Consider the following 24561-nt stretch of genomic DNA (forward strand, 5'->3'; position numbering starts at 1 on the left):
CCCCCTTTCTCTTCTGTCAATCATTTGGTTGCTTTTTGTCTTTTATTATAACAATTTCTTCGGCTTTGTACAGTTTTTATTTTTCTGTAATGTTTTTGTCCAGAGGCACAAAAAGGAAAGCAGAGACTCCGGCGGACCGGAAATTCTCTGCTTTCCACGAATGACATATTTATTTTTTAACCTTGAAGGGTTTACTCCTCGGTATCATCCTTTGACGGAATCATTTCCTCAAAGTCGAAGTCGATCATCGGCTCTTCCTCTTCAGCTGACGGTTCTTCAGCCGGAGCTTCTGCAGTTGGAGCTGCCGGAGCATCGTCCTCAAGATCTTCGGTCAGAATCAGATCCTCGTCCTCTTCTTCCTCGATCATGCTGTCGGTATTCAGATGAATGTTGCTGTAGCACTTCATACCGGTACCAGCCGGGATCGGTTTACCGATGATAACGTTCTCTTTTAAGCCTACGAGGTGGTCAACCTTACCCTTGATAGCAGCGTCGGTCAGAACCTTGGTGGTCTCCTGGAAGGATGCTGCGGACAGGAAGGAATCGGATGCCAGGGATGCTTTTGTGATACCAAGCAGTACCTGTTTTCCTTCTGCCGGCTCTTTTCCTTCTGCGATCAGAGCTTTGTTGGTCTCGTCGTAATCCAGGAAGTCTACCATGTCGCCCGGAAGGAATTCGGTATCTCCGTTTTCCTCAATGCGGATCTTCTTCAGCATCTGGCGAACGATAACCTCGATATGCTTATCGTTGATTTCTACACCCTGCAGACGGTAAACTCGCTGTACCTCACGGAGCATGTAATCCTGAACGGCACGGACGCCTTTGATCTTCAGGATATCGTGCGGGTTGACAGAACCTTCGGTCAGCTCGTCTCCGGCTTCCAGAACCGTTCCGTCCGCAATCTTGATACGGGATCCGTAAGGGATCAGGTATGTCTTGGATACGCCGTCTTCCGGATTGGTTACCACGATCTCACGTTTTTTCTTGGTATCTTTGATCTGGGCAACACCTGCGATTTCAGTGATGATGGCAAGTCCTTTCGGCTTTCTTGCCTCGAAAATCTCCTCGACACGAGGAAGACCCTGTGTGATATCTCCACCTGCAACACCTCCGGTATGGAAGGTACGCATGGTAAGCTGTGTACCAGGCTCACCGATCGACTGGGCTGCGATAATTCCGACAGACTCACCAACCTGTACTGCCTCGCCGGTTGCCATGTTGGCACCATAGCATTTTGCGCAGATTCCGTTGCCGGAACGGCAGGTAAGAATGGTACGGATTTTTACTTTTGTATAATGCTCACCGTTCTCGTTGATGCCGTCTTTGATGACACGTGCAGCACGTTTCGGGGTGATCATATGATTTGCTTTTACAATGACGTTGCCGTCCTTGTCTTTGATCGTCTCGCAGGAGAAACGGCCTGTGATACGATCCTGCAGACTCTCGATCTGCTCTTTTCCGTCTGTGAACTCGCTGACCCACATACCCGGAATTTCGTCCTTGCCCTCGGCACAGTCGATTTCACGGATGATCAGGTCCTGAGAAACGTCTACCAGACGACGGGTCAGGTAACCGGAGTCGGCGGTACGAAGCGCGGTATCGGACATACCTTTTCGTGCTCCATGCGCAGACATGAAGTATTCCAGTACCTGAAGACCTTCACGGAAGTTTGACTTAATCGGCAGCTCGATGGTGTGTCCGGTTGTATCGGCCATCAGTCCTCGCATACCGGCCAGCTGTTTGATCTGCTTATCGGAACCACGGGCTCCGGAGTCAGCCATCATGAAGATGTTGTTGTATTTATCCAGTCCGTCGAGCAGTGCTTTTGTCAGCGCATCGTCGGTCTTCTTCCAGGTATCTACAACCTCTTTGTAACGCTCTTCGTCTGTAATCAGACCACGTTTGAAGTTTCTTGTAATCTTGTCTACCGTTGCCTGTGCTTCGGCGAGCATCTCCGGTTTCTGCGGCGGCACGGTCATATCGGAAATGGATACGGTCATGGCTGCACGGGTGGAGTATTTATATCCGGTTGCCTTGATATAGTCCAGAACCTCTGCGGTCTTGGTAGCTCCGTGTGTATTGATGACTTTTTCCAGAATCTGTTTCAGCTGTTTCTTTGCAACAAGGAAATCAACCTCAAGAGCAAGCTCGTTGCCCGGAACCGTACGGTCTACGTATCCCAGATCCTGCGGCAGAATCTCATTGAAGAGGAATCTTCCGAGTGTGGAGCTTACGTTCTGCTGCATTACAGTACCATCTTCCATCTCTTTTTCGCAACGGATGGTAATCTTGGTCTGCAGGGTAATGTATCCGTTCTCGTATGCCAGGATGGCTTCGTTCATATCGCGGAAGAAGCTTCCTTCGCCCTTCTCGCCCGGACGCTCCTGTGTCAGATAGTAGATACCAAGAACCATATCCTGGGAAGGAACGGCTACCGGACCACCATCGGACGGTTTCAGCAGGTTGTTCGGAGAAAGAAGCATGAAACGGCACTCTGCCTGCGCTTCTACAGACAGCGGCAGATGGACAGCCATCTGGTCACCGTCGAAGTCAGCGTTGAACGCGGTACAAACCAGCGGGTGAAGCTTAATTGCTTTACCTTCTACCAGAATCGGCTCGAATGCCTGGATACCCAGACGATGCAGTGTAGGGGCACGGTTCAGCATAACCGGATGCTCTTTGATAACGTCCTCGAGAACGTCCCATACCTGCGGCTCGAGTTTCTCGACCATTTTCTTTGCATTTTTGATGTTATGTGCAGTACCGTTGGAAACCAGCTCTTTCATAACGAACGGTTTGAACAGCTCGATTGCCATTTCTTTCGGCAGACCGCACTGGTAAATCTTCAGTTCCGGTCCTACGACGATAACGGAACGGCCGGAGTAGTCAACACGTTTACCAAGAAGGTTCTGACGGAAACGGCCGGATTTACCTTTCAGCATATCGGACAGAGATTTCAGCGGACGGTTTCCAGGACCGGTTACCGGACGGCCGCGGCGGCCGTTGTCGATCAGGGCGTCAACTGCCTCCTGGAGCATACGTTTCTCGTTGCGCACGATGATATCCGGTGCACCGAGCTCCAGCAGTCTCTTCAGACGGTTGTTACGGTTGATGATACGGCGGTACAGATCATTCAGGTCGGATGTTGCAAAACGTCCACCGTCAAGCTGTACCATAGGACGCAGATCCGGCGGAATAACCGGAACCGCATCGAGAATCATCCACTCCGGACGGTTTCCGGACTCACGGAATGCCTCAACAACCTCAAGTCTCTTGATGATGCGGGCTCTCTTCTGTCCGGTAGAATCTTTGAGACCTGCCTTTAATTCAGCAGACTCTTTTTCCAGATCGATTGCCATCAGAAGCTCTTTGATGGATTCCGCACCCATACCTGCACGGAAGCTGTTTCCGAACTCCTCTCTGGCATCCTGGTATTCTTTCTCGGTCAGAACCTGTTTGTACTGTAATTTGGTATCGCCTGCATCAAGAACGATGTAGTTTGCGAAATACAGAACCTTTTCCAGAGTTCTCGGAGACAGATCCAGGATCAGTCCCATACGGGACGGAATTCCTTTGAAATACCAGATGTGGGATACCGGAGCTGCCAGCTCAATGTGTCCCATACGCTCACGGCGCACACTGGATTTTGTTACTTCTACGCCGCATCGGTCGCAGATTACGCCTTTGTAGCGAATTTTCTTATATTTACCGCAATGACACTCCCAGTCTTTGCTTGGTCCGAAGATTCTTTCGCAGAACAGACCGTCTTTTTCCGGTTTCAGCGTTCTGTAATTGATGGTCTCCGGTTTTTTTACCTCGCCATGGGACCACTCCCGGATTTTCTCCGGGGAGGCAAGTCCTATTTTGATGGCATCAAAGCTCATCTGGTAATTTTCTTTTTTTGCTGTTTCTGGCATTTGATTACCCCTTTCCTCGCAAAGCGAAGATCTACAAGTTACATGTCATCGTCTGAACTTTCGTCCAGATCGAGATAAGAGTCTTCTTCTTCATCCTCTTCCACATCTACCATTTCTTCTCCATCAAACTCTTTCTTGGAGAATCCATAGTCACCAAATCTCTCGTCTTCTCTGTCAGAGTAACGATCTCCCTCGATGATGTGGTTCAGGTTGGTATCACCGTAATCAACTGATTCCATAATTTTAACTTCGGTATTGTCATCACGCAGCACGCGGACATCGAGTGCCAGGGACTGCAGCTCTTTCAACAATACTTTGAAGGATTCCGGAATACCAGGCTCCGGAATATTGTCGCCCTTGATGATGGCTTCGTATGTCTTCACACGGCCAACCACATCGTCAGACTTCACAGTCAGGATCTCCTGCAGCGTGTAGGATGCACCGTACGCCTCAAGAGCCCAAACCTCCATCTCTCCGAAACGCTGTCCACCGAACTGAGCTTTACCACCCAGAGGCTGCTGTGTAACGAGGGAGTATGGGCCGGTAGAACGGGCATGAATCTTATCGTCTACCAGGTGATGCAGTTTCAGGTAATGCATGTGTCCGATTGTCGTTCTTCCATCGAACGGCTCACCGGTACGTCCGTCGCGGAGCTGTACCTTACCGTCTCTTGCGATATCAACACCCTTCCACAGTTCTCTGTGATCCAGATGCTCTTCCAGATACTGATATACTTCCGGAAGCAGAATATCTTTATATTTCTCGGAGAATGCATCCCATTCCATGTTTACATAATCGTTTGCCAGTTCCAGGGTATCCTGAATATCTTTCTCGTTTGCGCCGTCGAAGATCGGAGTGGAAACGTTGAATCCAAGAGCTGCTGCTGCAAGGCTCAGGTGGATCTCAAGCACCTGTCCGATGTTCATACGGGACGGCACACCCAGAGGGTTCAGCACGATGTCCAGCGGACGTCCGTTCGGCAGGAACGGCATATCCTCTACCGGAAGTACACGGGAAACAACACCCTTGTTTCCGTGACGACCAGCCATCTTATCGCCGACAGAGATTTTTCTCTTCTGTGCGATGTAGATGCGGACTGCCTGGTTTACTCCAGGAGAAAGTTCGTCGCCGTTTTCACGGGTAAATACTTTGGCGTCCACGATGATACCATACTCACCGTGCGGTACTTTCAGGGAAGTATCACGTACTTCTCTTGCTTTCTCGCCAAAGATGGCACGGAGCAGACGCTCCTCTGCGGTCAGCTCGGTTTCTCCCTTCGGAGTTACTTTTCCGACCAGAATATCACCGGCACGTACCTCTGCACCGATGCGGATGATTCCACGCTCGTCCAGGTCTTTTAAGGCTTCATCGCCGACGCCCGGAACGTCTTTTGTGATCTCTTCCGGTCCAAGCTTGGTGTCACGGGCCTCTGCCTCGTACTCCTCGATGTGGATGGAAGTGTAAACATCATCCTGTACCAGACGCTCGCTTAAGAGTACGGCGTCCTCGTAGTTATATCCTTCCCAGGTCATAAATCCGATCAGCGGGTTTTTACCAAGAGCAAGCTCGCCCTGGTAGGTAGACGGACCGTCTGCGATTACTTCGCCGGCCTCTACATGGTCACCTTTAAATACGATCGGTTTCTGGTTGTAGCAGTTGCTCTGGTTGCTTCGCATGAATTTGGTCAGATGGTAAACATCTTTTGTTCCGTCATCATTGTTCATGCGGATCTCGTTGGAGCAGGAGTAGGAAATCGTTCCTGCTTTTTTTGCAACGACGCAGACACCGGAGTCTACGGCTGCTTTTGCTTCGATACCGGTTCCTACAACAGGAGCATCGGTGATCATCAGCGGTACGGCCTGACGCTGCATGTTGGATCCCATCAGCGCACGGTTCGCATCGTCGTTCTGAAGGAACGGGATCAGCGCCGTAGCAACGGAGAATACCATCTTCGGAGACACGTCCATGTAATCAAACATGTGCGGCTCGTAGGACTGGGTCTCATCCAGGTAACGTCCGGAAACGTTCTTGTTGAGGAAGTGTCCTTCTGCATCCAGCGGCTCGTTTGCCTGTGCTACATGGTAATTATCCTCTTCATCTGCGGTCATGTAGACTACTTCGTCCGTAACACGCGGATTTTTCGGATCTGATTTGTCAATTCTTCTGTATGGAGCCTCAACGAAACCATACTCGTTGATGCGCGCATACGATGCCAGAGAGTTAATAAGACCGATGTTTGGTCCCTCAGGAGTCTCGATCGGACACATTCTTCCGTAATGGGAGTAGTGAACGTCTCGAACCTCGAATCCGGCACGGTCACGGGACAGACCGCCAGGTCCCAGGGCGGAGAGACGTCTCTTATGTGTCAGCTCTCCAAGCGGGTTGTTCTGATCCATGAACTGGGACAGCTGGGAAGATCCGAAGAACTCTTTGATTGCAGCTGTAACCGGTTTGATATTGATCAGGGACTGCGGAGAAATTCCGTCGATGTCCTGTGTTGTCATACGCTCACGTACCACACGCTCCATACGGGACAGACCGATGCGGTACTGGTTCTGAAGCAGCTCGCCTACGGCACGGATTCTACGGTTGCCCAGGTGGTCGATATCATCGGCATTTCCTGCGCCGTATTCCAGATGCATATTGTAGTTGATGGAAGCGAAGATATCTTCCTTTGTGATATGCTTCGGAATCAGGTCGTGGATGTCACGCTTGATTGCCTGTTTGATCTCTTCGATATCGGTATTCTCCTCCAGGATCTTTTCCAGAACCGGATAGTATACCTTCTCGTTGATACCAAGCTCTTCCTCGTCAACATCTACCCATGCTTTCAGATCTACCATCAAGTTGGAAAGAACCTTTACGTTTCTTTCCTCTGTCTGAATCCATACATACGGTACTGCTGCGTTCTGAATCTTGTCTGCCAGGTCCAGTGTAACGGTGGTACCTTTCTCTGCAAGGATTTCACCGGTTGACGGATCCACTACATCCTCAGCGAGGATCTGGTTGCGGATACGGCTGCGCAGTGCAAGTTTCTTGTTGAATTTATAACGGCCTACCTTTGCCAGGTCATAGCGACGCGGATCAAAGAACATGCTCATGATGAGGCTCTCTGCGTTTTCTACTGCAAGAGGCTCGCCCGGACGAATCTTCTTGTACAGCTCCAGAAGACCTTCCTGATAGTTGGTGGAAGTATCTTTTGTAAAGCTTGCAAGGATCTTCGGTTCCTCACCGAACAGCTCTACGATCTCTGCGTTGGAGCTTACTCCAAGAGCACGGATCAGGACAGTGATCGGAACTTTTCTGGTACGGTCTACGCGGACATAGAAGACATCATTGGAATCGGTCTCATACTCCAGCCATGCTCCACGGTTCGGGATTACGGTACAGGAGAACAGTCTCTTTCCGAGCTTATCATGTGTGATTCCGTAATAAATACCAGGGGAACGTACCAGCTGGCTGACGATAACTCGCTCTGCGCCATTGATCACGAATGTTCCTGTTGCTGTCATCAGCGGCAGATCACCCATGAAGATTTCATGCTCTGTGATCTCGTCTTTTTCCTTATTATATAATCTTACTTTTACCTTTAACGGTGCCGCATAAGTCGCGTCACGCTGTTTACACTCTTCGATTGAGTATTTTACGTCATCTTCACACAGTGTAAAGTCTACGAATTCAAGGCTCAGCCGTCCGCCGTAGTCGGAGATTGGTGAAATGTCATCAAAGACTTCTTTGAGGCCGCTTCTCAGGAACCAGTCATAGGAATCCTTCTGGACTTCAATCAAGTTGGGCATTTCCAATACTTCTTTTTGTCTCTGGTAACTCATTCGCATACTTTTTCCGGTAGGTATCGGACGTATTCTGTTTTTCTCCATTGACGTTGTCACCCCTTGTGTTATAATATATTTATTACCGCTCATGCCTGAAAAAGGTTTTAGGCATATCTTGCCATAATAGTGCATTTTCTAGATTATCATGTTTTTTCAAGCGTGTCAACAAAACAGATTGTATTTTTTTCAGTACAATCCGTTTTTTACTGGTTTTTCCGCCAGGACCCTGTTAAAATAATACTTTAGATGTGATTGAAAGCACCAAATTTTCAGAAAAAACCGCCTGTTTGATTTTTTTATTTTTCAAATCAAACAGGCGGTTTTTTTATTCTAATTTTTTAATATTTCAGAGTTCCATCCCGATTCCGCTTATGCCGCGTCGAATCGTTCCTTTTAATGCTGAATATTGTCGGTCATCATGTCCATAAAGCTCCATGGCTTCAGAACTTTGTTGATTTCCGCAAAGACTTTATCGTCGTAATTGTGTTTTACTTCCGTCTTTCTGTCAAATACCATGGTATCCGCATCTTCTGCTTCTGCTTCCGGCCAGTGCGGAAGCCCCTCGTGGTCCGGATTTCCGTTCTTTGCGAAAGCGAGAAGTGCTCCGAAGATTTCGCTTTCCAGTTTATCGCTGACATCCGGGATTCCACAGATTTCCACGAGATCTGCGTTTCCGAAGAAATACGGGATGTCGGAGCAGTGCCATGCCGGCTTGCCGTGCTGGAACGGGAATTCCAGGGCGAAGTTGTAGAGGTATGCTTTACCGCCGCCTTTTGCGAACAGTTTGGCAAGTTTTACGGTCGGCTCACGCATTGCACGGTCGATCGCAAGAACATCCACGCCGTTCTTCTCCGGATATGCTTCTTTGAAAGCTGCCAGAACATTTTCGGCATTGTCTCCGTAAACCTTTTTGAGGATTCCCAGAATCTCTTCCGCTGTCAGTTTGCTCTTATCATAAGCTGCCGGAGCAAACGTTGCGAATTCGCCGTATACGGTTCCGATCATCATCGGAATCTGATGTGCATGCTCACGGAAGCCTGCGTCGAATGGATTTCCACAGAAGTAATCGCCCTTTTTCGGGCCGCCGCCGATGTAGCCGCCACTCTGTGCAATCGCCGGAGCCACTTTTGCGTATGCAGCAGCAAGCTGCGGATACGGTACGGTTTCCAGCTGTGCCACATCGTCAAAGCCGAGTTCTTTCATCATTGCCGTAACAATCTCCGTGCCGTCTTTCTCTCCTGCGCCGAGCGGATCATCCTCCATCACACCGCTCATGACAAGACCTTTCTGGAACAGACCGTCTGCTGATGGAATCTGCATCAGGTCAGTCACCTTCATTCCGCCGCCGGACTGGCCGAAAATGGTTACATTCTCCGGATCGCCGCCGAACAGGGCAATATTGTCGTGTACCCACTGCAGGGCTGCCACCATATCCGCATGACCTGCGTTTGCTGAATTTTTATATTTTTCCCCAAACGGAGACAGATCCAGATACCCGAGGATATTCAGTCTGTGGTTGACCGAAACGAGAATCGAATCTCCTTTTTTTGCGATGCTGACACCTTCGTAAGCAACCTGCTCGATGGAAGATCCTGCTGCATATCCGCCGCCATGGAACCATACGAGAACCGGTTTCTTTGCCTCCGGATCCAGTTTGCTGGTCCAGATATTCAAAGACTGGCAGTGCTCATCCTGCGGCCAGTAGCGATGCGGAACCATCAGTTCTGCGCTCGGTGTTTCCTGGTTCTGGAGCGGGCATACAAAGCCATAGTTCGTTGCATCCTTCACACCGTCCCATTTCGATGGAACCGGCATCTGGAAACGGTCCGCGTATGCATACGGAATTCCTTTGTAAATGTAAACACCGTCATAAAAATAACCTTTTAAATCGCCGGATGTGGTATGCAGCACCGGCACGCCATCGTAATCAAATATTTTCCCCATTTTGAAATACCTCTTTTCTGTAGAATTTAGCATTTATGTTGTTTTCAGTATAAACAATATTTTCGTCCTTTTCTACTCGAATTGCCGCAAGATCTTCTTATATTGTTGCTTTTTTTCCACTCTTTCTCTGTATTCTCCCACCGCGAGTGCAATTTTTTGAAGATTTTACAGAATCTGCTCCACCTCAATCAGCGCCGTCTCGTGCGGCTCCAGGCGTTCCTGCACCGTGAGGCTGCCTTCCGGGTCGGTTTCCTGCTCCCAGACACGGTATTCCGGGTCCGCACTGTGGCACAGCATCGCGCGCTCCATCCGGTTCATCCGCTCCGGAGCTCCCATCCGCACCCACGCATCGTAGCTGCTGCCGTGCTCTTTCGTCACTTTATACAGCCGCAGGCAATATTTTCCCGGTTCCAGTCCGGTCAGCTTCACTGAAAAGGTCCGGATTTCCCCCATATTGAATACGCGGTAACGGTCCGTGCGGGAAATATTCACGGCGTGGCGGTAGCGGTACAGCATATCGTAGTGAACATAGTTATACAGGTAAATCTGGCTGCGGTTTTTCTCCGGCTCCGTGCTGATAAAATAGCCGTCCCCTCGCTTCACAAGACGTGATCCCATTCTGCCGAGCAGCCGCAGCGCAGTGCAGACCGCCTTTGGTATGCCGTTCATTGTGAACAGCCCAAAACCTCCATGATACGTTTCCCGCGCCGGAAATATTTCATCCAGACGGTCATTGACCGAGAAATACGCAATTCCCTGCAGCGTTTCTTCATTTTCCAGAAAATTTTTAAACAGCCATGCCGCTTTATAACAGGTATCGTTGCACAGATCCCTCTGCCAGATGTTGCTGCTGCACTCATCCACCAGAACCGGCAGTGCACCAAGCCCGGCCTTCTGCAGCAGACCTTTTACCTTCTCCCTGCGGTTCCGCAGAAAATCCGGGTCGCGGCTCACAATCATATTGGCACTCTCGTTGTTCTGGATCAGATTCATTTTCTCCTCTTCCTCTCCATAGAGCACCGTGCCAAACGAGCGGAATGCAAAAATTTCCGGCACGCATTCCTTTTCCTTCATAGTTTCGATAAAGGCTTTGAGATGTTCCTCCGGTCCAAGGCCAAAAGAAAGACATGTTACAAGATCCGGGCTCACACGTTTCATCTCATCATACGATGCTTTCCACGTTTCAAAGAACGCATCTCCTTCATCACTCATGATCGCGTCTCCGCTGATCCACGGGTTGAAAATCCAGCGCCGCATCTGGTTGATTCCATACCGCTCCTTTAGATGTTCCATCAGGTTTTTAATCAGCATGCGCCACTCAGCCAGATCCCGCGGAAGGCTGCTTGGTGCCGGACGCAACGTTGTTCCCGGGTCTGTTTTTGCCAGCAGCAACGGCATATGACCGAATTCCAGCAGCGGCTTCGCTCCCGTGGAAAGGATGAAATCGATCACCTCATCAATATAGTTCCAGCAGGACTGAATCTCACCCCACATATTCCGTCGAAGTACGCACATATCATCATCGAGAATTCCTTTTACACGAATCATCTCATAGCCAAGCTCCTGCACCAGCTGTTCCAGCTCATCCTGCACCTCGCGGTTCAACACACTTGCCGCATAGCCGGCATTGATCACGCGCTTCCAGTGGCCTGCCACTCTTGGTTTCCGTCCGTTTACTGCTGCTGTCACGGAAACGGCACTCTCATTTGTCGTCTCAATTTCCTGCTCCGTGACCGCTGCATACTGCAGGAGATTCTGGAAAATATCATGGTCTTCCGCCGTTTCTTCCCGCTCTTTTCCTTTCTTTTCACTCTGCTCTGCCGTATGTTTCATCTGCTTCCGGTATTCGCTCGGTGTCATACCGCGGTATTTGCGGAATGCGCGGATCATCGCCGTCTCGTTGACAAATCCATTGCGATAGGAAATCTCCGTCAGCGTTGCGCCGCTGTGCATTTCCTGTACGGCATGCGCCAGGCGCACCTGAGTCACGTACTCCAGGAATGATACACCGAAATACCGCGGAAAGCTCCGCGAAATATAGGCACGGCTCAGATAAAGATGATCCGCCAGATCCTCCAGCGTAATCTCTTCCCGGTAATGCTGCAGAATATAGTCCGATGCCCGCTGAAGGCGTTCCCGTCCGCTCCGGCCCTGTTCCACCTTTTTCTCGGATGTAAAGTAAGAAAGCAGATCCTCCAGAAGCGCCGTCACACGGCTTTTCATATAGACCGGTTGTTCCTCATTATTTTTGTACATCTCAAGAAAGATCCGTGCCATATCACGCCGGATCAGGTCAAATTTTTCCTGCTGATTTTCCATATAAAAAAACGACTGACATTTGACCTCACATTTCAACAGCTTAATGTGAAATGCAGCAATTGTCTCCGCTGAAATGCAGAGCGACAGGGCCAGTCCGTCTTCGTCCAGATCCAGATCACAGATCTGAAACCGGTTGATCGCAAAGACAGATCCCACCGGGAGACTGTGAACTTCTCCGTCCTCGTAGCTGACTCTTCCCGTCCCACGAAGCAGAAATAAGAGTTCAAAATCCGGATTCCACAGTTCCCGTTTCTCCTCCGACCGGAGTAGCCGAAAATAGAATCCCGGCATTTCCTGTTTTGTTCCTTTCAGCATCATGTCTTCGTCTCTGTTGTCTCTTTCCATTCCACACCTCATGATAGATTTTTTTTCTGTTGTATTGTACCACAAAAAAGGTCCCGCAAAAAGATCTTCTCCTTTTGTGGGACCAATTTTTCGGTTTTTGTTTTAGTATTTTCCTTTTGCTGCCTCTCTTGCCTTCAGGTCTTCCATTACCTGCGGATAAATCTTGTCAAGTTTGTAAAATACATAGAAGAGAATCATAATTGCATAAAACGGAATCGGAACCCACAGATACAGGGCTTTGATTGCAGAAAGTGCACTTGCGGTCTGGGTTGCGGCAAGTCCGTCATAACCTGCTGCGGAGATGACCCACAAAGCAACGGCACTTGCGAAGCCACTTCCTACTTTTGCACCGAAGGTTGTGGTGGAATACAGCATACCTTCGACACGTGTTCCATTTTTCCACTCGCCGTACTCAATCGTATCGGCTACCATTGCGAAGATGGTTCCGGTCAGGGTTGCAGAGCCGACACCTTTGATCAGCGAGCATACCAGAAGCCAGGTAGCATTGGTCGGATTGATGACCATCAGGAGCTGGCTGGCAAGGCTGAAGAAAGTTCCGACAAGGGCTACGTTTCGTTTTCCGTATTTCAGACTGAGCGGTACACAGAACGGCATCAGAATCAGCACCGGAATAATGGAAACAGATGAGATAAATCCTGCCATGTTCTCATTCATCAGGATATATTTTGCATAGTAAGTTCCAACCGCACCGCTGGCGCCCATGCCAAGGCACATAGTAATCCAGATGCCGCAGAGCAGCAGCCATTGGCTGTTTTTGAAGATCAGTTTCAGAGACTGCACAAAGTTGACTTCTTCTTTCTGTTCGGAAGATACGGTAACACGCTCTTTGGTGTTTTTGAAGCAGACCAGGAACAGAATTGCTGCAACGACTGCGTAAATAGCAGATACGATGATCCAGCTCTTCTGGTGGCTGCTTCCGCCCATTTTGTTGACCAGTGGAAGGGTAGAAGCATTGATGATAAGGGAACCAAACTGTGCCATGAACATACGGAAAACGTTGATGACCGTTCTCTGTCCCTGATCACGGCTCATCAAGGATGTCAGTGCGCCGTAAGGAATGTTGATCATCGTGTAAAGGAAAGTGGTAACGAGGTTATATGTAATCGTTACGTAAATATACTTTCCGACGGTTCCAGTGTTTGGAACGAGGAATACAAGCACACATGCTACGGCAATCGGTATTGCCAGCCATAACAGCCATGGTCTTGCCTTTCCGTATTTCGTTTTGACGCGGTCCATGACATATCCCATGAGCATGTCGGTGACACCGTCTGCAAAACGGGAAAACATCATGATGCTTCCGATGATTGCTGCGTTTAATCCCAGTGCGTCGGTGTAGAAATACGCTACAAATGTGGATGTCAGCACGAGAATCAGGTTACTGGCCAGATCTCCGCATCCGTAGCTGATCTTTTCTTTCGTGCTGATTTTTTCGGTAAAGCTCTGCTTTGCCGAAACTTGTTCTTTTGCTGCCATTGTTCTATCCTCCCATACATTTTTGAGGCTGCGGATGAATCTCCTTCTCTCTTCCGCCCTCTTTGTGGCCGTACCATGCGCCTACGACCTTTGTTCTGTTTCTCAGTATAGGGATTTTTGAGGCAATTTTCTACTCACTTTCCACACGCTGTTTCTCATTTTCTTGTCTTTTTCTGTTTTATTATTATGTTTTCATATTTTTTAGTGCAATTATCGATGATGATTCAGGCAAATTATCTCTATACATGCAACCTCATGTACCTTCAAATGTTCCTGAACAGAAAGAATCTGTTCCTCTCCCACTATTTCCCGCCAGACACGGTACTCCGGATCCGCACTGTGGCATACCATTTCCTTTTCTTCCGATGTCATTGCCTCCGGTGCGCCCATTGCCGCCCAGCAGTCATATGGACTGCCCTGTTCCCGCGTAATCTTGTAGCACTGGATACGGTATTCTCCCCTTGGTACTTTCCGGAGCTGCACAGAAAATGTCAGATTTTCCCTCGCCTGAAAAACACGATAGCGATTTGTCCGTGAAATGTTGACAGTATGGCGATGGCGGTACAGCATGTCGTAATGTACATAATTGTAGAGATAAATCTGTATTCTCTCTTCTCTTTCTTCGTTACTGATAAAATACCCCTTCCCCGATGCAACAAGACGCGTCCCCATTTTTCCGAGAAGTTTTGCCGCACCATAAACCGCTTTTGGTATCCCGTCATCTGTAAACATTCCGAATCCTCCATGAAAAGAATCGCGCACCGGAAAGATCTCGTCCACAATTACCGGCGTTCCCTGAAATCCCATTTTCTGCAGTCTCTTTCTGATTTTCCGAAGATAGTTTTGCAAATAATCCATATCCCGGCTGACTGCAAAGTCAAAGCTTTCACTATTGACAATCAGGTTCAGGTCTTCCTGCTCTTCCCATGGCATAACTGTGCCAAAGCTGCGTACTCCGTAAATCTCCGGAAAACAGCCCGCCTCCTCCATTTTCAAAAGCAGCTCTTTTATCCCATGTTCTCCCAGCATTCCACAAGAAAGACAGGTCAGAAAATCCGGGCAGTTTTTTTTAACCGAATCAAGTAAGTCCCCTGCTTCCATTGCGAAAAGCAATAAGCAGTGGGTTGGGACTTGCTTGTATCAGGAGTGGTACAAGCCACTCCTGATAAGCTGCGAAGCAGCTATTCGGTTATGAGCAAGTAGCGAAGCGGATTGCGAATATCCGCTTGACTTCTCTATCTGCGAAAAAACTGCGGTTCCGCAAAGCATATGCATCCGCAGAACCGCAGTTTTTGTTTTAGTTTTTTGTCTATTTATTTACTTTCAGCACCAGACACTGATACGGCTGCAGACGGATCGTTCCCTCGCCCGCCTCGCAGGTGTCATAGTTATTCAGAAGTACCTCTTCGATGGTATCTGCAAACGGCAGTGTAATGCCGTCTGCGAGAGAAGTGGTGAGAATCAGAATATCGTTCTTTTCATCCTTTCGACGGTATGCCAGAACGCCGCTCACCGTCTCGTATTCCGGAATCAGCGTTCCGTAGAGGAAGGTTTCTTCCAGATCTTCACGTCGTCTTACCGCCACCATTTTGCGGTAGAACCACAGCAGGGAATCAGGATCTTTTTCCTCGGCCTCATAGTTCAGTTCCGTATAGTTTTGATTCACCGGGAACCACGGCGTACCTGTTGTGAATCCCGCCTCAGCAGATGCATCCCACTGCATTGGGGTTCTGCTGTGCTCGCGGCTCTCACGGTTGATCTGCCCGAGCGCTTCCGCATCTGTTTTTCCTTCGGCAATCAGACGGTCGTAAATAGCAAAGGTCGGTTTGTCGACGAATCCCTGAATCGACTGTTTCGGGTTGTCGCGCATGCCGAGCTCCTGTCCCTGATACAGAAATACAATACCCGGCAGGAAGAAATTGGTGACTGGAAGCATCTTTTCGCTGTAGCGGTTCTGGTCCTCCGGCATCAGGAACCGGTCGATACTGCGCGGTTTGTCATGATTTTCAAGGAAGTTGCAGAGCATGCCGCGGCCATCCACGATTTTCTGCGCCGCAAAAAGCTGATCACGATAATCATCAAACAACGCCACGGTATTGCCCCATTTCGGGTTACGCACATTGTCGAAGGTGTGGCAGAAATCGAAAACAGACGAAAAACTGCCATTTTCCCCAATCACATCCTCCACATCCTCCGGTGCCATGTGATCGTACTCTCCGATCGTCAGCGCATCGGTCGGCGCAAAGGTGCGCTCCTTCATTTCACGCAAAATGTCGGCAAGACCGTCTACATTGTTGAAATACTCGAACGCCATATTGTACTCGTCCGGTCCATCCGGCGGAAGGTTGGTGTACTGATAATTCTTTTTCAGATGGCTGATCGCATCAAGACGGAATCCGCCAAGTCCCAGATCCATCCATTTTAAAATCATCTCATAAATTTCTTCCCGCAGCTCCTGGTTTTCCCAATTGAGATCCGGCTGCTCTTTCGTGAAGATGTGGAGATAATACAGGTTATCATATCCCGGTACTTTCTCCCATGCGCTGCCACCGAAAATCGACCGCCAGTTGTTCGGCTCTTTGCCGTCTTTTCCTTCCCGGAACACATAATACTTTCCGTACTTTCCAAACGGATCTTTGAGTGCCGCCTGGAACCATGCGTGCTGATCCGAGGAATGATTCACGACAAGATCCATCAGGATGCGGATGCCGTGTTTTTTTGCCTCCGCAATCAGCTCCTTCATGTCCTCCATCGTTCCAAACGACGGGTCAATGTCCATGTAATCGGAAATGTCGTATCCGTTGTCCACCATCGGGGATGCAAACACCGGGCAGAGCCAGATGACATTGGCTCCCAGTTTTTCTATTTTGTCAAGATGACGGATCACACCTTTCAGATCTCCGATTCCATCTCCGTTGGTATCCTGAAAACTCTTCGGATAAATCTGATATCCGACTGTTTTATGCCACCACTTTTTCTCCATAGCTTTTCTCCTGTTCTTTTGATTTCATGACGCAGTCCGCTGGTTAGGTTTACCGCGAAACCTATAGTATTTTCACTATACCACAAAAGAATGGATTGTGCTACTTTTTTCTTTTTGATTTTCCCCTATGTCCGTCTTACCGTTACAGTTCACTGTTTTTTCATCAGCGGCAGAATCACACAGGATGCGTGCACTCCGCCCGTGTGGATCGTCTGATGTGCAATTTTATTCTCTGTTTTTTCCGACCACAGCCCTTTCTGATTGCTGTGAACATGATACTGCGGGAAGTCGGAAGAAGAAACATCTACACGAATGCGGGAACCCTTTGAAATCGTGTATACAATATTCCACATAGTAATCTGTACCTCTGCCACGCTGCCCGGTTCATAGGCCCCGGCCTCTGTTTTTCCCTGCTCCAGCGTTGCAATCGAGGAACGAATGTTGTAAGCTTTTCCCTCCGGCGTTACTTCCATGATTTTCGCTGTGAATGCAGTATCCTCGCAGTCACTTTCCACGAACAGGCGGACGGAGGCTTTTCCGTTCAGCGTGAAAGTTTCTTCCAGCGGTTCTGATACAAAACTCAGGACATCCTCGCGATAGTCCGGTTCCGGCTGGAGATGGCTGCCGATCTGCGGCATCGTATGCAGAAGGGCTTCTCCTCCGATGCTCTCGACCGGATCGGCGGGGTCAAACGTATAGTTTCTCGTTTTTTCCTGTTCCGGCGTGTCTGTCCGCAGTGTTTTCTCATCCAGATACAGTGTCATGCTTCCCGCAGTTCCTTTTTCTCCCAGTCCGTCGGACACGGTATCAATCCACCGGTCTGCGCCGATCTCATAGGCACGGATCCGCTGCGTCGGGATTTCTTTTTGTTTCAGCGTCAGCTCAAACCATTCCAGCATCTTCGGAATTTCTTCATTCTGTGGATGCTGCACCTCTTTATCTTCGAGGCAGATCTGGAAGAAATGATTCCACGCACCGATTTCGAGCCAGCTGTGCTGTTTCGTCTCCTCGTTCAGCCGCTCCCACGTTTTCATACTGCTGCCGTGGTGATGGTCGTACCAGCCGCTTAAAAGATAAATCGGAACCTTCGTTTTTGATGGAATTTCCCGCAACTGTTTCCACCAGCCCGTCTGCCAGAGTGCCGCATCCGGGTTCGGGCTTGTGATGTATTCGCGGTAGGACGGAACCTTTTGTCCCCACAGCGCCTCGTCCACTTCAATCTGCGGCAGGTAACGGCAGCTTTCGCGGTAATCGGCAGACACTGGTTTTTCCGCATTTTCCATCGACCAGGCGGTTAAGATATCGTGGCGGAAGCAGCCCTTCTCGTAGGCTGATGTAAAACGATCCGTTCCATAGTCCTCCAGAAACATTGCGGCAACCTTTCCTTCCGCGGCATCGGCAAAACCCCAGCCGGTCATACTTGTGTAGGAATGACCCCAGTAGCCCAAAATCTCGCACCATGGCTGTTCCACAAGGTAGTTCATGGTGTCAATGCCATCCTTCCGCTCATTGATGTTCGGTTCCCATTTTCCTTCTGAATTCTCCCGGCCGCGGCAGTACTGGTACACATATACGTAGCCTCTGCGTGCCAGTCCTTCTCCGTAGGCACGGTGAATGCGGTCATTGCCCGGATAGCAGGTACGGGTCAGAATGACAGGATATGTTTTTTCTTCTGCCGTGTCTTCTTTTGGAAAATAATAGATCGTGTGAAGCTTCACGCCGTCACGCATCTCGATCTGGTTTTCTTTTCTTTCGAAGGCTGCACAGCTTTCGGAAACGCCGCTTTTCGCAAACTGTTCTTCCACGCGTTTTACCGCAGCCTTCAAAAAATCTTCTGCCATTGCCTACACCTCCATTTCCAGCAGCGCCATGCCGAGTGTCTTTCCATGTTTGTCCAGTGCCAGCGATCTTGTGACACCGCCACCTAACGTTTTGTCAAGCACAAAATTCAGCGCATGGATGCCGTCCAGTTCGTATCGGGTTACCTTACCGTGACAGATTTCATGAAAATATTCTGCCACGCGCGCTTCTGTTACTTTTTCTTTCAGCATTTCATAATCATTTTCGTCGTATGGGATCACCGAAATATTGGAGATCTCTCCTTTGTCACCTGTTCTTGCATGTGCAATCTCTTTTAATTTCATACCGTTTCCTTTCCTGCTCTTCGTTACTCTCTGCTAATTGCGGAAAATGGTTTTCCAGACACGTTCCGGCAATCTCTTCATTTTATAACAATCCCAGCTCTTCTGCTGCTGACCGTAATATCAGAGGCATCGATCAAACTTCAAAATACCGAATCTTCTGTGTTACGTCATCACGCGGTACAAAAATCGAGCAGACCGAGACAACCTCGGACACCCGTTTCACCGCTCCGCCGCCTCCTGCGGGGCCGTTGGTGTAGAGAGCCTCCACCTCATTTGCCAGCAGAACAGCATTTTTCCGGTCTTTCGTTCTGCCTGCGGCGCGGAGACGCACTTCACACGGAGTTCCGCTGCTGATCTCTTTGGAAATCGCGTCGCGGTACAGGGAATTGCAGCCGATGAAGTCAATGCGGTACTCTTCCAGCTCGATGCCGGTCAGCGCAATCCGTTTTTCCAGAATCTCCGCCGCCAGCTCGGCGCGTGCCATACAGTTGCTTCCGCCGTAGGAAATCTCGCCCTCGCCGATGAAGCAGTCCTTGTAGCCGACGCTCACTTTCAGCGTTTCCGGTCTTCCATGCGTCGTGGCATGTTCAGCGCGCACCTGATTTTCCCCGATCTGACGGAATGTAACCTGTGAAAAATCTGCCGTCGCATCCGGGGTCAGATAGGCTTTCGGGTTATGGATTTCGTAGATCATCTGCTCCTTGCACGTATCGACACTCACGAGTCCGCCGCTGCCCTCAACCTTCGTCACGGTAAATGCGCCTGTCTCGTCGATCTCAATGAGCGGGAATCCGAGTTTCCACAGCTCCGGCACATCCTTGTAACCGGGGTCAGCGAAATATCCACCCGTCACCTGTCCCGCGCACTCCAGCAGATGGCCTGCCAGAACCGCCTGTCCCATCTGATCCGGGTTGTCGGTAATGTTCCATCCGAACTCATGCACCAGCGGTCCGATCGTCAGCGCCGGGTCGGAAACACGGCCGGTGATGACAAGATCAGCGCCTTCCTCCAGCGCTTTCGTGATGCCCTCCGCACCCATGTAGACATTCGCGGAAATCAGAACATCTTTTTTCTCTTTTAACAGCGTGCCGTCCTCCAGCACTGTTTCATTTTCATACTTATCCAGTTCGTCTGTAATATCATCGCCGGTCACACAGGCAATTTTCAATCCACCGACACCCAGTTTTCTGGCAATTTCACACGTCCGTTCTGCAGCAGATACCGGGTTTGCAGCTCCCATATTGGTAATGACTTTTACTTTGTTTTTCGCCATCAACGGAAGAATTTTTTCCATTCGGTAGTCGAGTAACTGGTTGTAACCCTTCGACGGATCTTTTTCCTTGTCCTGCTGTCCAATCGCAACGGTGCGTTCCGCCAGACATTCGAAAATAATGTAGTCCAGGTCTCCTTTTTCCATCAGCTCCACTGCCGGCTCAATGCGGTCTCCCGCGTAGCCCGCGCCGCTTCCGATTCTGATTTTTTTCATATCCAATGGCCTCTCTTTCTTTGATCTGAGGTCATTGTAACGCAGAGCCATGGCAGGTACCACAAAAGGGAACCGAATTTCTAAAATTTTAGAAATTTGGTTCCCTTTTTATATCAACCGCTTTTCAGCCGGGTCGGAAAATATTCTATAGCAAGACCCGAAAATAATGCAAAAAAGGCAGTGCTGCAGAGCGCGAATTGCAAGGAACAGATTTGAAGGCGTACCGGGGTACGACGAAAATCTGTGACGCAGTAATTCACGCTCTGCGGTGCTGAATTTTTTGCATTATTTTCGGGGATTGCTATAGAAACATCCAACGCAATAAAAATTCCGGCTTTCCGCTATTTTTTTATTCTTTCATTTTATTGTATAACGTTGCCAGCGAAATTCCGAGTTCCTTTGCTGCTTTTCGCTTACCCTCCATATCCTGTCCATACAGCAACAGCGTATTTTGGATCTCCTGCCGTTCGAACCGCCGCACCCGCTCTTCCAACGTCATGTGGGCTTTCGTCTCGCGCTGCTCAAACTGCACGAGACTCGTCACGATCGAGATGCTCCCGCGGATATGGTTCTCCTCCCAGATTGGATAAACACTTGCAAAATATTCCTGCGCCCCTTCTCTCCGCACCATTCCCTCGACCGGAATGCCGCTCTCAATGACCTCCGGAGCGATGGCAGATTTGCGGTACTCCGTAATTTTATGACCTTTCGCGGTTTCGAGCGGAACACCGATGAAATCGCCGTAGACCTGATTGAAAAACACAATCCGGCTATGCTGGTCGCAGATCAGGATGCCCTGCTGTAAGGATTCCAGAACGGAATGTACCTGCATTTTTCATCTCTCCCATTTTCATCATTTACGCAAAAGAAAACGCACGGCAGGAAACCCCGCCGTGCGTCAGTAAGTTCTGATTTACGCTTAAATTATTTAAGAGTAACTTTAGCGCCTTCAGCCTCAAGTTTAGTTTTGAGCTCTTCAGCTTCTGCTTTGGAAGCAGCCTCTTTGAGGACTTTCGGAGCACCGTCAACTACTTCTTTAGCTTCTTTCAGGCCAAGTCCTGTAGCTTCACGTACAACTTTGATAACTTTAACTTTGTTCGGGCCAACCTCTGTCAGCTCTACGTCGAACTCGTCTTTCTCCTCAGCTGCTGCTGCATCGCCTGCTGCTGCTGCAACTACAACGCCTGCTGCTGCGGATACGCCGAACTCTTCCTCACATGCTTTTACAAGATCGTTTAACTCTAATACAGATAACTCTTTGATAGCGTCAATAAACTCTGCGGTTGTTAACTTTGCCATTTTATTTTCCTCCTTGGATATTTTCTGAATAATGTTCTCAGGCTGCGTATTTTACGCTGCCCGCTTGAGGCTTAGGCCTCTGCTGCGCCGCCTTTGGACTCTGCGATCTGGTTGAGGACGCGAGCCAGGTTTGCGATCGGGGACTGGATGCTTCCAAGCAGTTTGCCAAGAAGTTCTTCTCTTGACGGAACGTTTGCCAGTGCTTCCATTCCAGCTTTGTCGTAGTAGTTTCCTTCTACAACACCAGAAACCATCTCCAGCTTCGGAGCGGTTTTTGCAAATTTAGCGATGATTCTTGCCGGAGCTGTTGCATCGTCTTTGCTGATTGCGATAGCGTTTGTGCCATCCAGGTCTTTGGTAAGAGACTCAAGAGCAGTACCAGCGAATGCACGTTTCATCATTGTATTTTTGTATACTTTGTAATGAACGCCTGCTTCTCTTAACTCTTTACGCAGCTGAGTATCCTGAGCAACGGTTAATCCGCTGTAGTTTACCAGCAGCACGCACTGTGCGCCTTCTACCTGTGCGCTGATCTCTTCCAGGACCGGCTTCTTCAGATCGATTTTTGCATTGATTGCCATGATTGCACCTCCTTGTAGTATTTCGTACCTACGCTTTGGAAGTATAAAAAAAGCTCTTCGCGAAGATTGGCGAAGAGATCTCAAAATTCCATAACATGAACCTTGTGTAACTTCTCCTCGGCAGGCGTTTGAAACTTACGCCTTGCGGCACCTGCTGTCTTCGGCGTGATACAGGTGGTATGATATCATATGTGAGGCGGGTTGTCAAGATCAAAATAAACTTTTTTCATATTTGTGCAACTTCATCAAAATATACGTTCTATTTTTTCAAACCGTTTCTTCCTATACCATGTTATACTTATTTTGTTGTCGCCTCCCAAACTGGCAACAGGAAGGGAGTGAGCGCATGTCTATACTTATTTCTCTTATCGTTTCCGTTGTAGCAGGTGTAATCAGCTACTATATCTGCAAGTGGCCAGACGGAAAACATGGCGACAATTAGCCCAGGCGGATGCCCTTCCGTAAAATAGGGTAGAGGGAGAATAAATTTTCCTCGCCCCTCCCATTGAACCGCACGTACGGGTCTCGTATACGGCTCTACAACTTATATTCCAACTTTAACTAAGTAATAGGATAAGGGATTGAGCAAATTAACTCCGTCTTTTATCCTATTTTCAAGTAAATCTTTACTGATAATGAAATTTACTACGTTCATTCCACATCTTCTGTACCATCCAAGTCTTGAGTTCGCAACTTTAAAAATTTCTTCCTGATTACATCCAGTCTTATTTTTCCAGTTTAGATAACTTAAATTTCTATAGATGGTTTTTGGTCTTTTCCACTGTTTCATTAGAATCACTCGCATTTTGTGTCTCAGCCATTCCCCAAGTTCTTCCATAAACAGCTTCATCATTCCAATTCTGAAATAATTTATCCACCCTCGTACAATCTCGTTTACTCTTTTAATTGTAACTGCAAGTGGTCTCGCTACCGCTTTTCCTCTTTTCAGATATTCGCTTAGCTTCTTTTTCAGTTTCTTTTTCTTTTCATTGGTCGGCCTGACTTTCCATTCCGAACCATTCTTTAGAAATGTGAATCCAAGATATTTACTTCTTGTCGGTCTTACCACTTTCGTTTTCGTAGCATTTACTTTCAGGAATAGCTTTCTTTCTAACCAGCTACAAATGGATTTCATTACTCGATTGGCTGCCATCTCACTTTTGGTGAATATCAGCACATCATCAGCATACCTTGTGAAACGAAGTCCTCTTTGCTCCAGTTCTTTATCTAACTTATCAAGATAGACATTAGAACATACAACCGAAAGTGGACCACCCTGAGGTACACCCGTGATAGTCGCTTTTTCCAGTCCTTTTTCCATTACTCCTGCTTTCAGATATTTCCGAATCAGATTTAATGTGGTACTATCGTTTACTTGCTCTCTTAGTATCTGAATTAACTTATCGTGATTTACCCTGTCGAAAAACTGTTCAATATCAATATCTACTACCCATTCATAGCCACTGTTCAGATAGCAGAGTGCCTGTCTGATTGCATCATGACAGCTTCTTCCTGGTCTGAATCCATAGCTGTATTCACTAAATATTTCTTCATAAATATCAGATATTGGCTGTGCAATTGCCTGTTGGATAGTTCTATCCAGTGCTGTGGGGATTCCCAACGGACGTTGTTTTCCATTGTCTTTCGGAATGTATACTCTCCGTACTGGCTTCGGCATATAAGTTTTATTCCTAATGGATGTGACAATCACATCCTTATTCTCCCTTATATAATCTCCCAGTTCCTTAACAGTAACTCCGTCAACTCCACTTGCACCTTTGTTGGCTACCACCTTTTTATAGGCTCTGTTCAGATTTTCTTTTGATAAAATCACTTCGATTAATTCCATCGTTGTTACTCCTCTGACTTATCCCAAAATTCATACATAACACCCCTCTGAATATAAACAGTATTCCTTGGTTACGTTCCTACTTTTCCTGTCCATTCGATTTCTGGCTCATGTATTATTTTAAACATAACGATTTGTACTATAAATCGTTTCAGTCCTTCGGCTCTCGCCTACTATGACATCATCTGACTCCCTCTCCAAACCTTTTTCGACCATATCTTTCGATATGTGAGTAGGGTCTCCCGAGGTAAGACACTAATCTTTCGTTCCACAACCTCTTGATTTACAATTTCGGTTTACGTTTACCATTTGGGCTTCGATTTGCTTTGCAATCTTACCCACCTAATCGCCTTATCAAGTTTCT

The 24561-nt window shown here is 48.4% G+C and carries 14 protein-coding genes and 1 other annotated feature; all 14 genes read right to left on the bottom strand.

Translation table 11 applies throughout. The features are described 5' to 3' along the window. Positions 1-191: 191 nt before the first annotated feature. Positions 192-3917 carry a DNA-directed RNA polymerase subunit beta' gene (gene rpoC, locus ACY2VW_RS01795; RefSeq protein ID WP_461876772.1) on the bottom strand — a complete coding sequence of 1242 codons (3726 nt, stop codon included), beginning with the start codon at positions 3915-3917 and terminating at the stop codon, positions 192-194. A gap of 38 nt (positions 3918-3955) precedes the next feature. Further along, complete coding sequence (gene rpoB, locus ACY2VW_RS01800; RefSeq protein WP_461876773.1) at positions 3956-7795, bottom strand: DNA-directed RNA polymerase subunit beta; 3840 nt, start codon at positions 7793-7795, stop codon at positions 3956-3958. A gap of 348 nt (positions 7796-8143) precedes the next feature. Continuing rightward, on the bottom strand, positions 8144-9694 hold the full coding sequence (locus ACY2VW_RS01805; RefSeq protein WP_461876774.1) for a carboxylesterase/lipase family protein: 1551 nt from the start codon (positions 9692-9694) through the stop codon (positions 8144-8146). Positions 9695-9859: 165 nt separating this feature from the next. After that, on the bottom strand, positions 9860-12358 hold the full coding sequence (locus ACY2VW_RS01810; RefSeq protein ID WP_461876775.1) for a GH39 family glycosyl hydrolase: 2499 nt from the start codon (positions 12356-12358) through the stop codon (positions 9860-9862). Positions 12359-12460: 102 nt separating this feature from the next. Beyond that, positions 12461-13855, bottom strand: a complete 1395-nt coding sequence (locus ACY2VW_RS01815) for an MFS transporter (protein ID WP_461876776.1) — start codon at positions 13853-13855, stop codon at positions 12461-12463. A gap of 210 nt (positions 13856-14065) precedes the next feature. Then, complete coding sequence (locus ACY2VW_RS01820) at positions 14066-14845, bottom strand: GH39 family glycosyl hydrolase (RefSeq protein ID WP_461876784.1); 780 nt, start codon at positions 14843-14845, stop codon at positions 14066-14068. Between the two features lie 319 nt (positions 14846-15164). Next, on the bottom strand, positions 15165-16838 hold the full coding sequence (locus ACY2VW_RS01825; RefSeq protein WP_461876777.1) for an alpha-glucosidase: 1674 nt from the start codon (positions 16836-16838) through the stop codon (positions 15165-15167). A gap of 149 nt (positions 16839-16987) precedes the next feature. Then, positions 16988-18679, bottom strand: coding sequence for a CocE/NonD family hydrolase (locus ACY2VW_RS01830; RefSeq protein ID WP_461876778.1), 1692 nt, complete (start codon positions 18677-18679; stop codon positions 16988-16990). A gap of 3 nt (positions 18680-18682) precedes the next feature. Next, on the bottom strand, positions 18683-18982 hold the full coding sequence (locus tag ACY2VW_RS01835; protein ID WP_119197923.1) for an AtuA-related protein: 300 nt from the start codon (positions 18980-18982) through the stop codon (positions 18683-18685). Between the two features lie 133 nt (positions 18983-19115). Beyond that, complete coding sequence (locus ACY2VW_RS01840; RefSeq protein WP_461876780.1) at positions 19116-20468, bottom strand: acyclic terpene utilization AtuA family protein; 1353 nt, start codon at positions 20466-20468, stop codon at positions 19116-19118. 349 nt (positions 20469-20817) lie between these two features. Further along, positions 20818-21300: a helix-turn-helix domain-containing protein gene (locus ACY2VW_RS01845; protein WP_119197880.1), complete on the bottom strand. Its 483-nt coding sequence runs from the start codon at positions 21298-21300 to the stop codon at positions 20818-20820. Between the two features lie 92 nt (positions 21301-21392). Further along, the gene (gene rplL / locus ACY2VW_RS01850; protein ID WP_055266931.1) at positions 21393-21767 is read right to left on the bottom strand and encodes a 50S ribosomal protein L7/L12; all 375 of its coding nucleotides are present in this window, start codon (positions 21765-21767) and stop codon (positions 21393-21395) included. A gap of 71 nt (positions 21768-21838) precedes the next feature. Next, on the bottom strand, positions 21839-22348 hold the full coding sequence (gene rplJ, locus ACY2VW_RS01855) for a 50S ribosomal protein L10 (protein WP_195997549.1): 510 nt from the start codon (positions 22346-22348) through the stop codon (positions 21839-21841). 37 nt (positions 22349-22385) lie between these two features. Continuing rightward, positions 22386-22530 (bottom strand) — a sequence feature (ribosomal protein L10 leader region). Between the two features lie 362 nt (positions 22531-22892). Further along, complete coding sequence (gene ltrA, locus ACY2VW_RS01860; protein ID WP_461876781.1) at positions 22893-24197, bottom strand: group II intron reverse transcriptase/maturase; 1305 nt, start codon at positions 24195-24197, stop codon at positions 22893-22895. Positions 24198-24561 lie beyond the last annotated feature (364 nt).

It is taken from the genome of Fusicatenibacter sp., assembly GCF_977045365.1.

Bases quoted from the DNA above. Each gene is read 5' to 3' on its own strand.
- ACY2VW_RS01820 (WP_461876784.1), bottom strand. From the start codon at position 14,845: ATGGAGGAGGCGGGCTGTTTTCCGGAGATTTACGGAGTACGCAGCTTT.
- rplL (WP_055266931.1), bottom strand. From the start codon at position 21,767: ATGGCAAAGTTAACAACCGCAGAGTTTATTGACGCTATCAAAGAGTTA.
- ACY2VW_RS01840 (WP_461876780.1), bottom strand. From the start codon at position 20,468: ATGAAAAAAATCAGAATCGGAAGCGGCGCGGGCTACGCGGGAGACCGC.
- ACY2VW_RS01815 (WP_461876776.1), bottom strand. From the start codon at position 13,855: ATGGCAGCAAAAGAACAAGTTTCGGCAAAGCAGAGCTTTACCGAAAAA.
- ltrA (WP_461876781.1), bottom strand. From the start codon at position 24,197: ATGGAATTAATCGAAGTGATTTTATCAAAAGAAAATCTGAACAGAGCC.
- rplJ (WP_195997549.1), bottom strand. From the start codon at position 22,348: ATGGCAATCAATGCAAAAATCGATCTGAAGAAGCCGGTCCTGGAAGAG.
- ACY2VW_RS01830 (WP_461876778.1), bottom strand. From the start codon at position 18,679: ATGGCAGAAGATTTTTTGAAGGCTGCGGTAAAACGCGTGGAAGAACAG.
- ACY2VW_RS01810 (WP_461876775.1), bottom strand. From the start codon at position 12,358: ATGGAAAGAGACAACAGAGACGAAGACATGATGCTGAAAGGAACAAAA.
- rpoC (WP_461876772.1), bottom strand. From the start codon at position 3,917: ATGCCAGAAACAGCAAAAAAAGAAAATTACCAGATGAGCTTTGATGCC.
- rpoB (WP_461876773.1), bottom strand. From the start codon at position 7,795: ATGGAGAAAAACAGAATACGTCCGATACCTACCGGAAAAAGTATGCGA.
- ACY2VW_RS01835 (WP_119197923.1), bottom strand. From the start codon at position 18,982: ATGAAATTAAAAGAGATTGCACATGCAAGAACAGGTGACAAAGGAGAG.
- ACY2VW_RS01825 (WP_461876777.1), bottom strand. From the start codon at position 16,838: ATGGAGAAAAAGTGGTGGCATAAAACAGTCGGATATCAGATTTATCCG.
- ACY2VW_RS01805 (WP_461876774.1), bottom strand. From the start codon at position 9,694: ATGGGGAAAATATTTGATTACGATGGCGTGCCGGTGCTGCATACCACA.
- ACY2VW_RS01845 (WP_119197880.1), bottom strand. From the start codon at position 21,300: ATGCAGGTACATTCCGTTCTGGAATCCTTACAGCAGGGCATCCTGATC.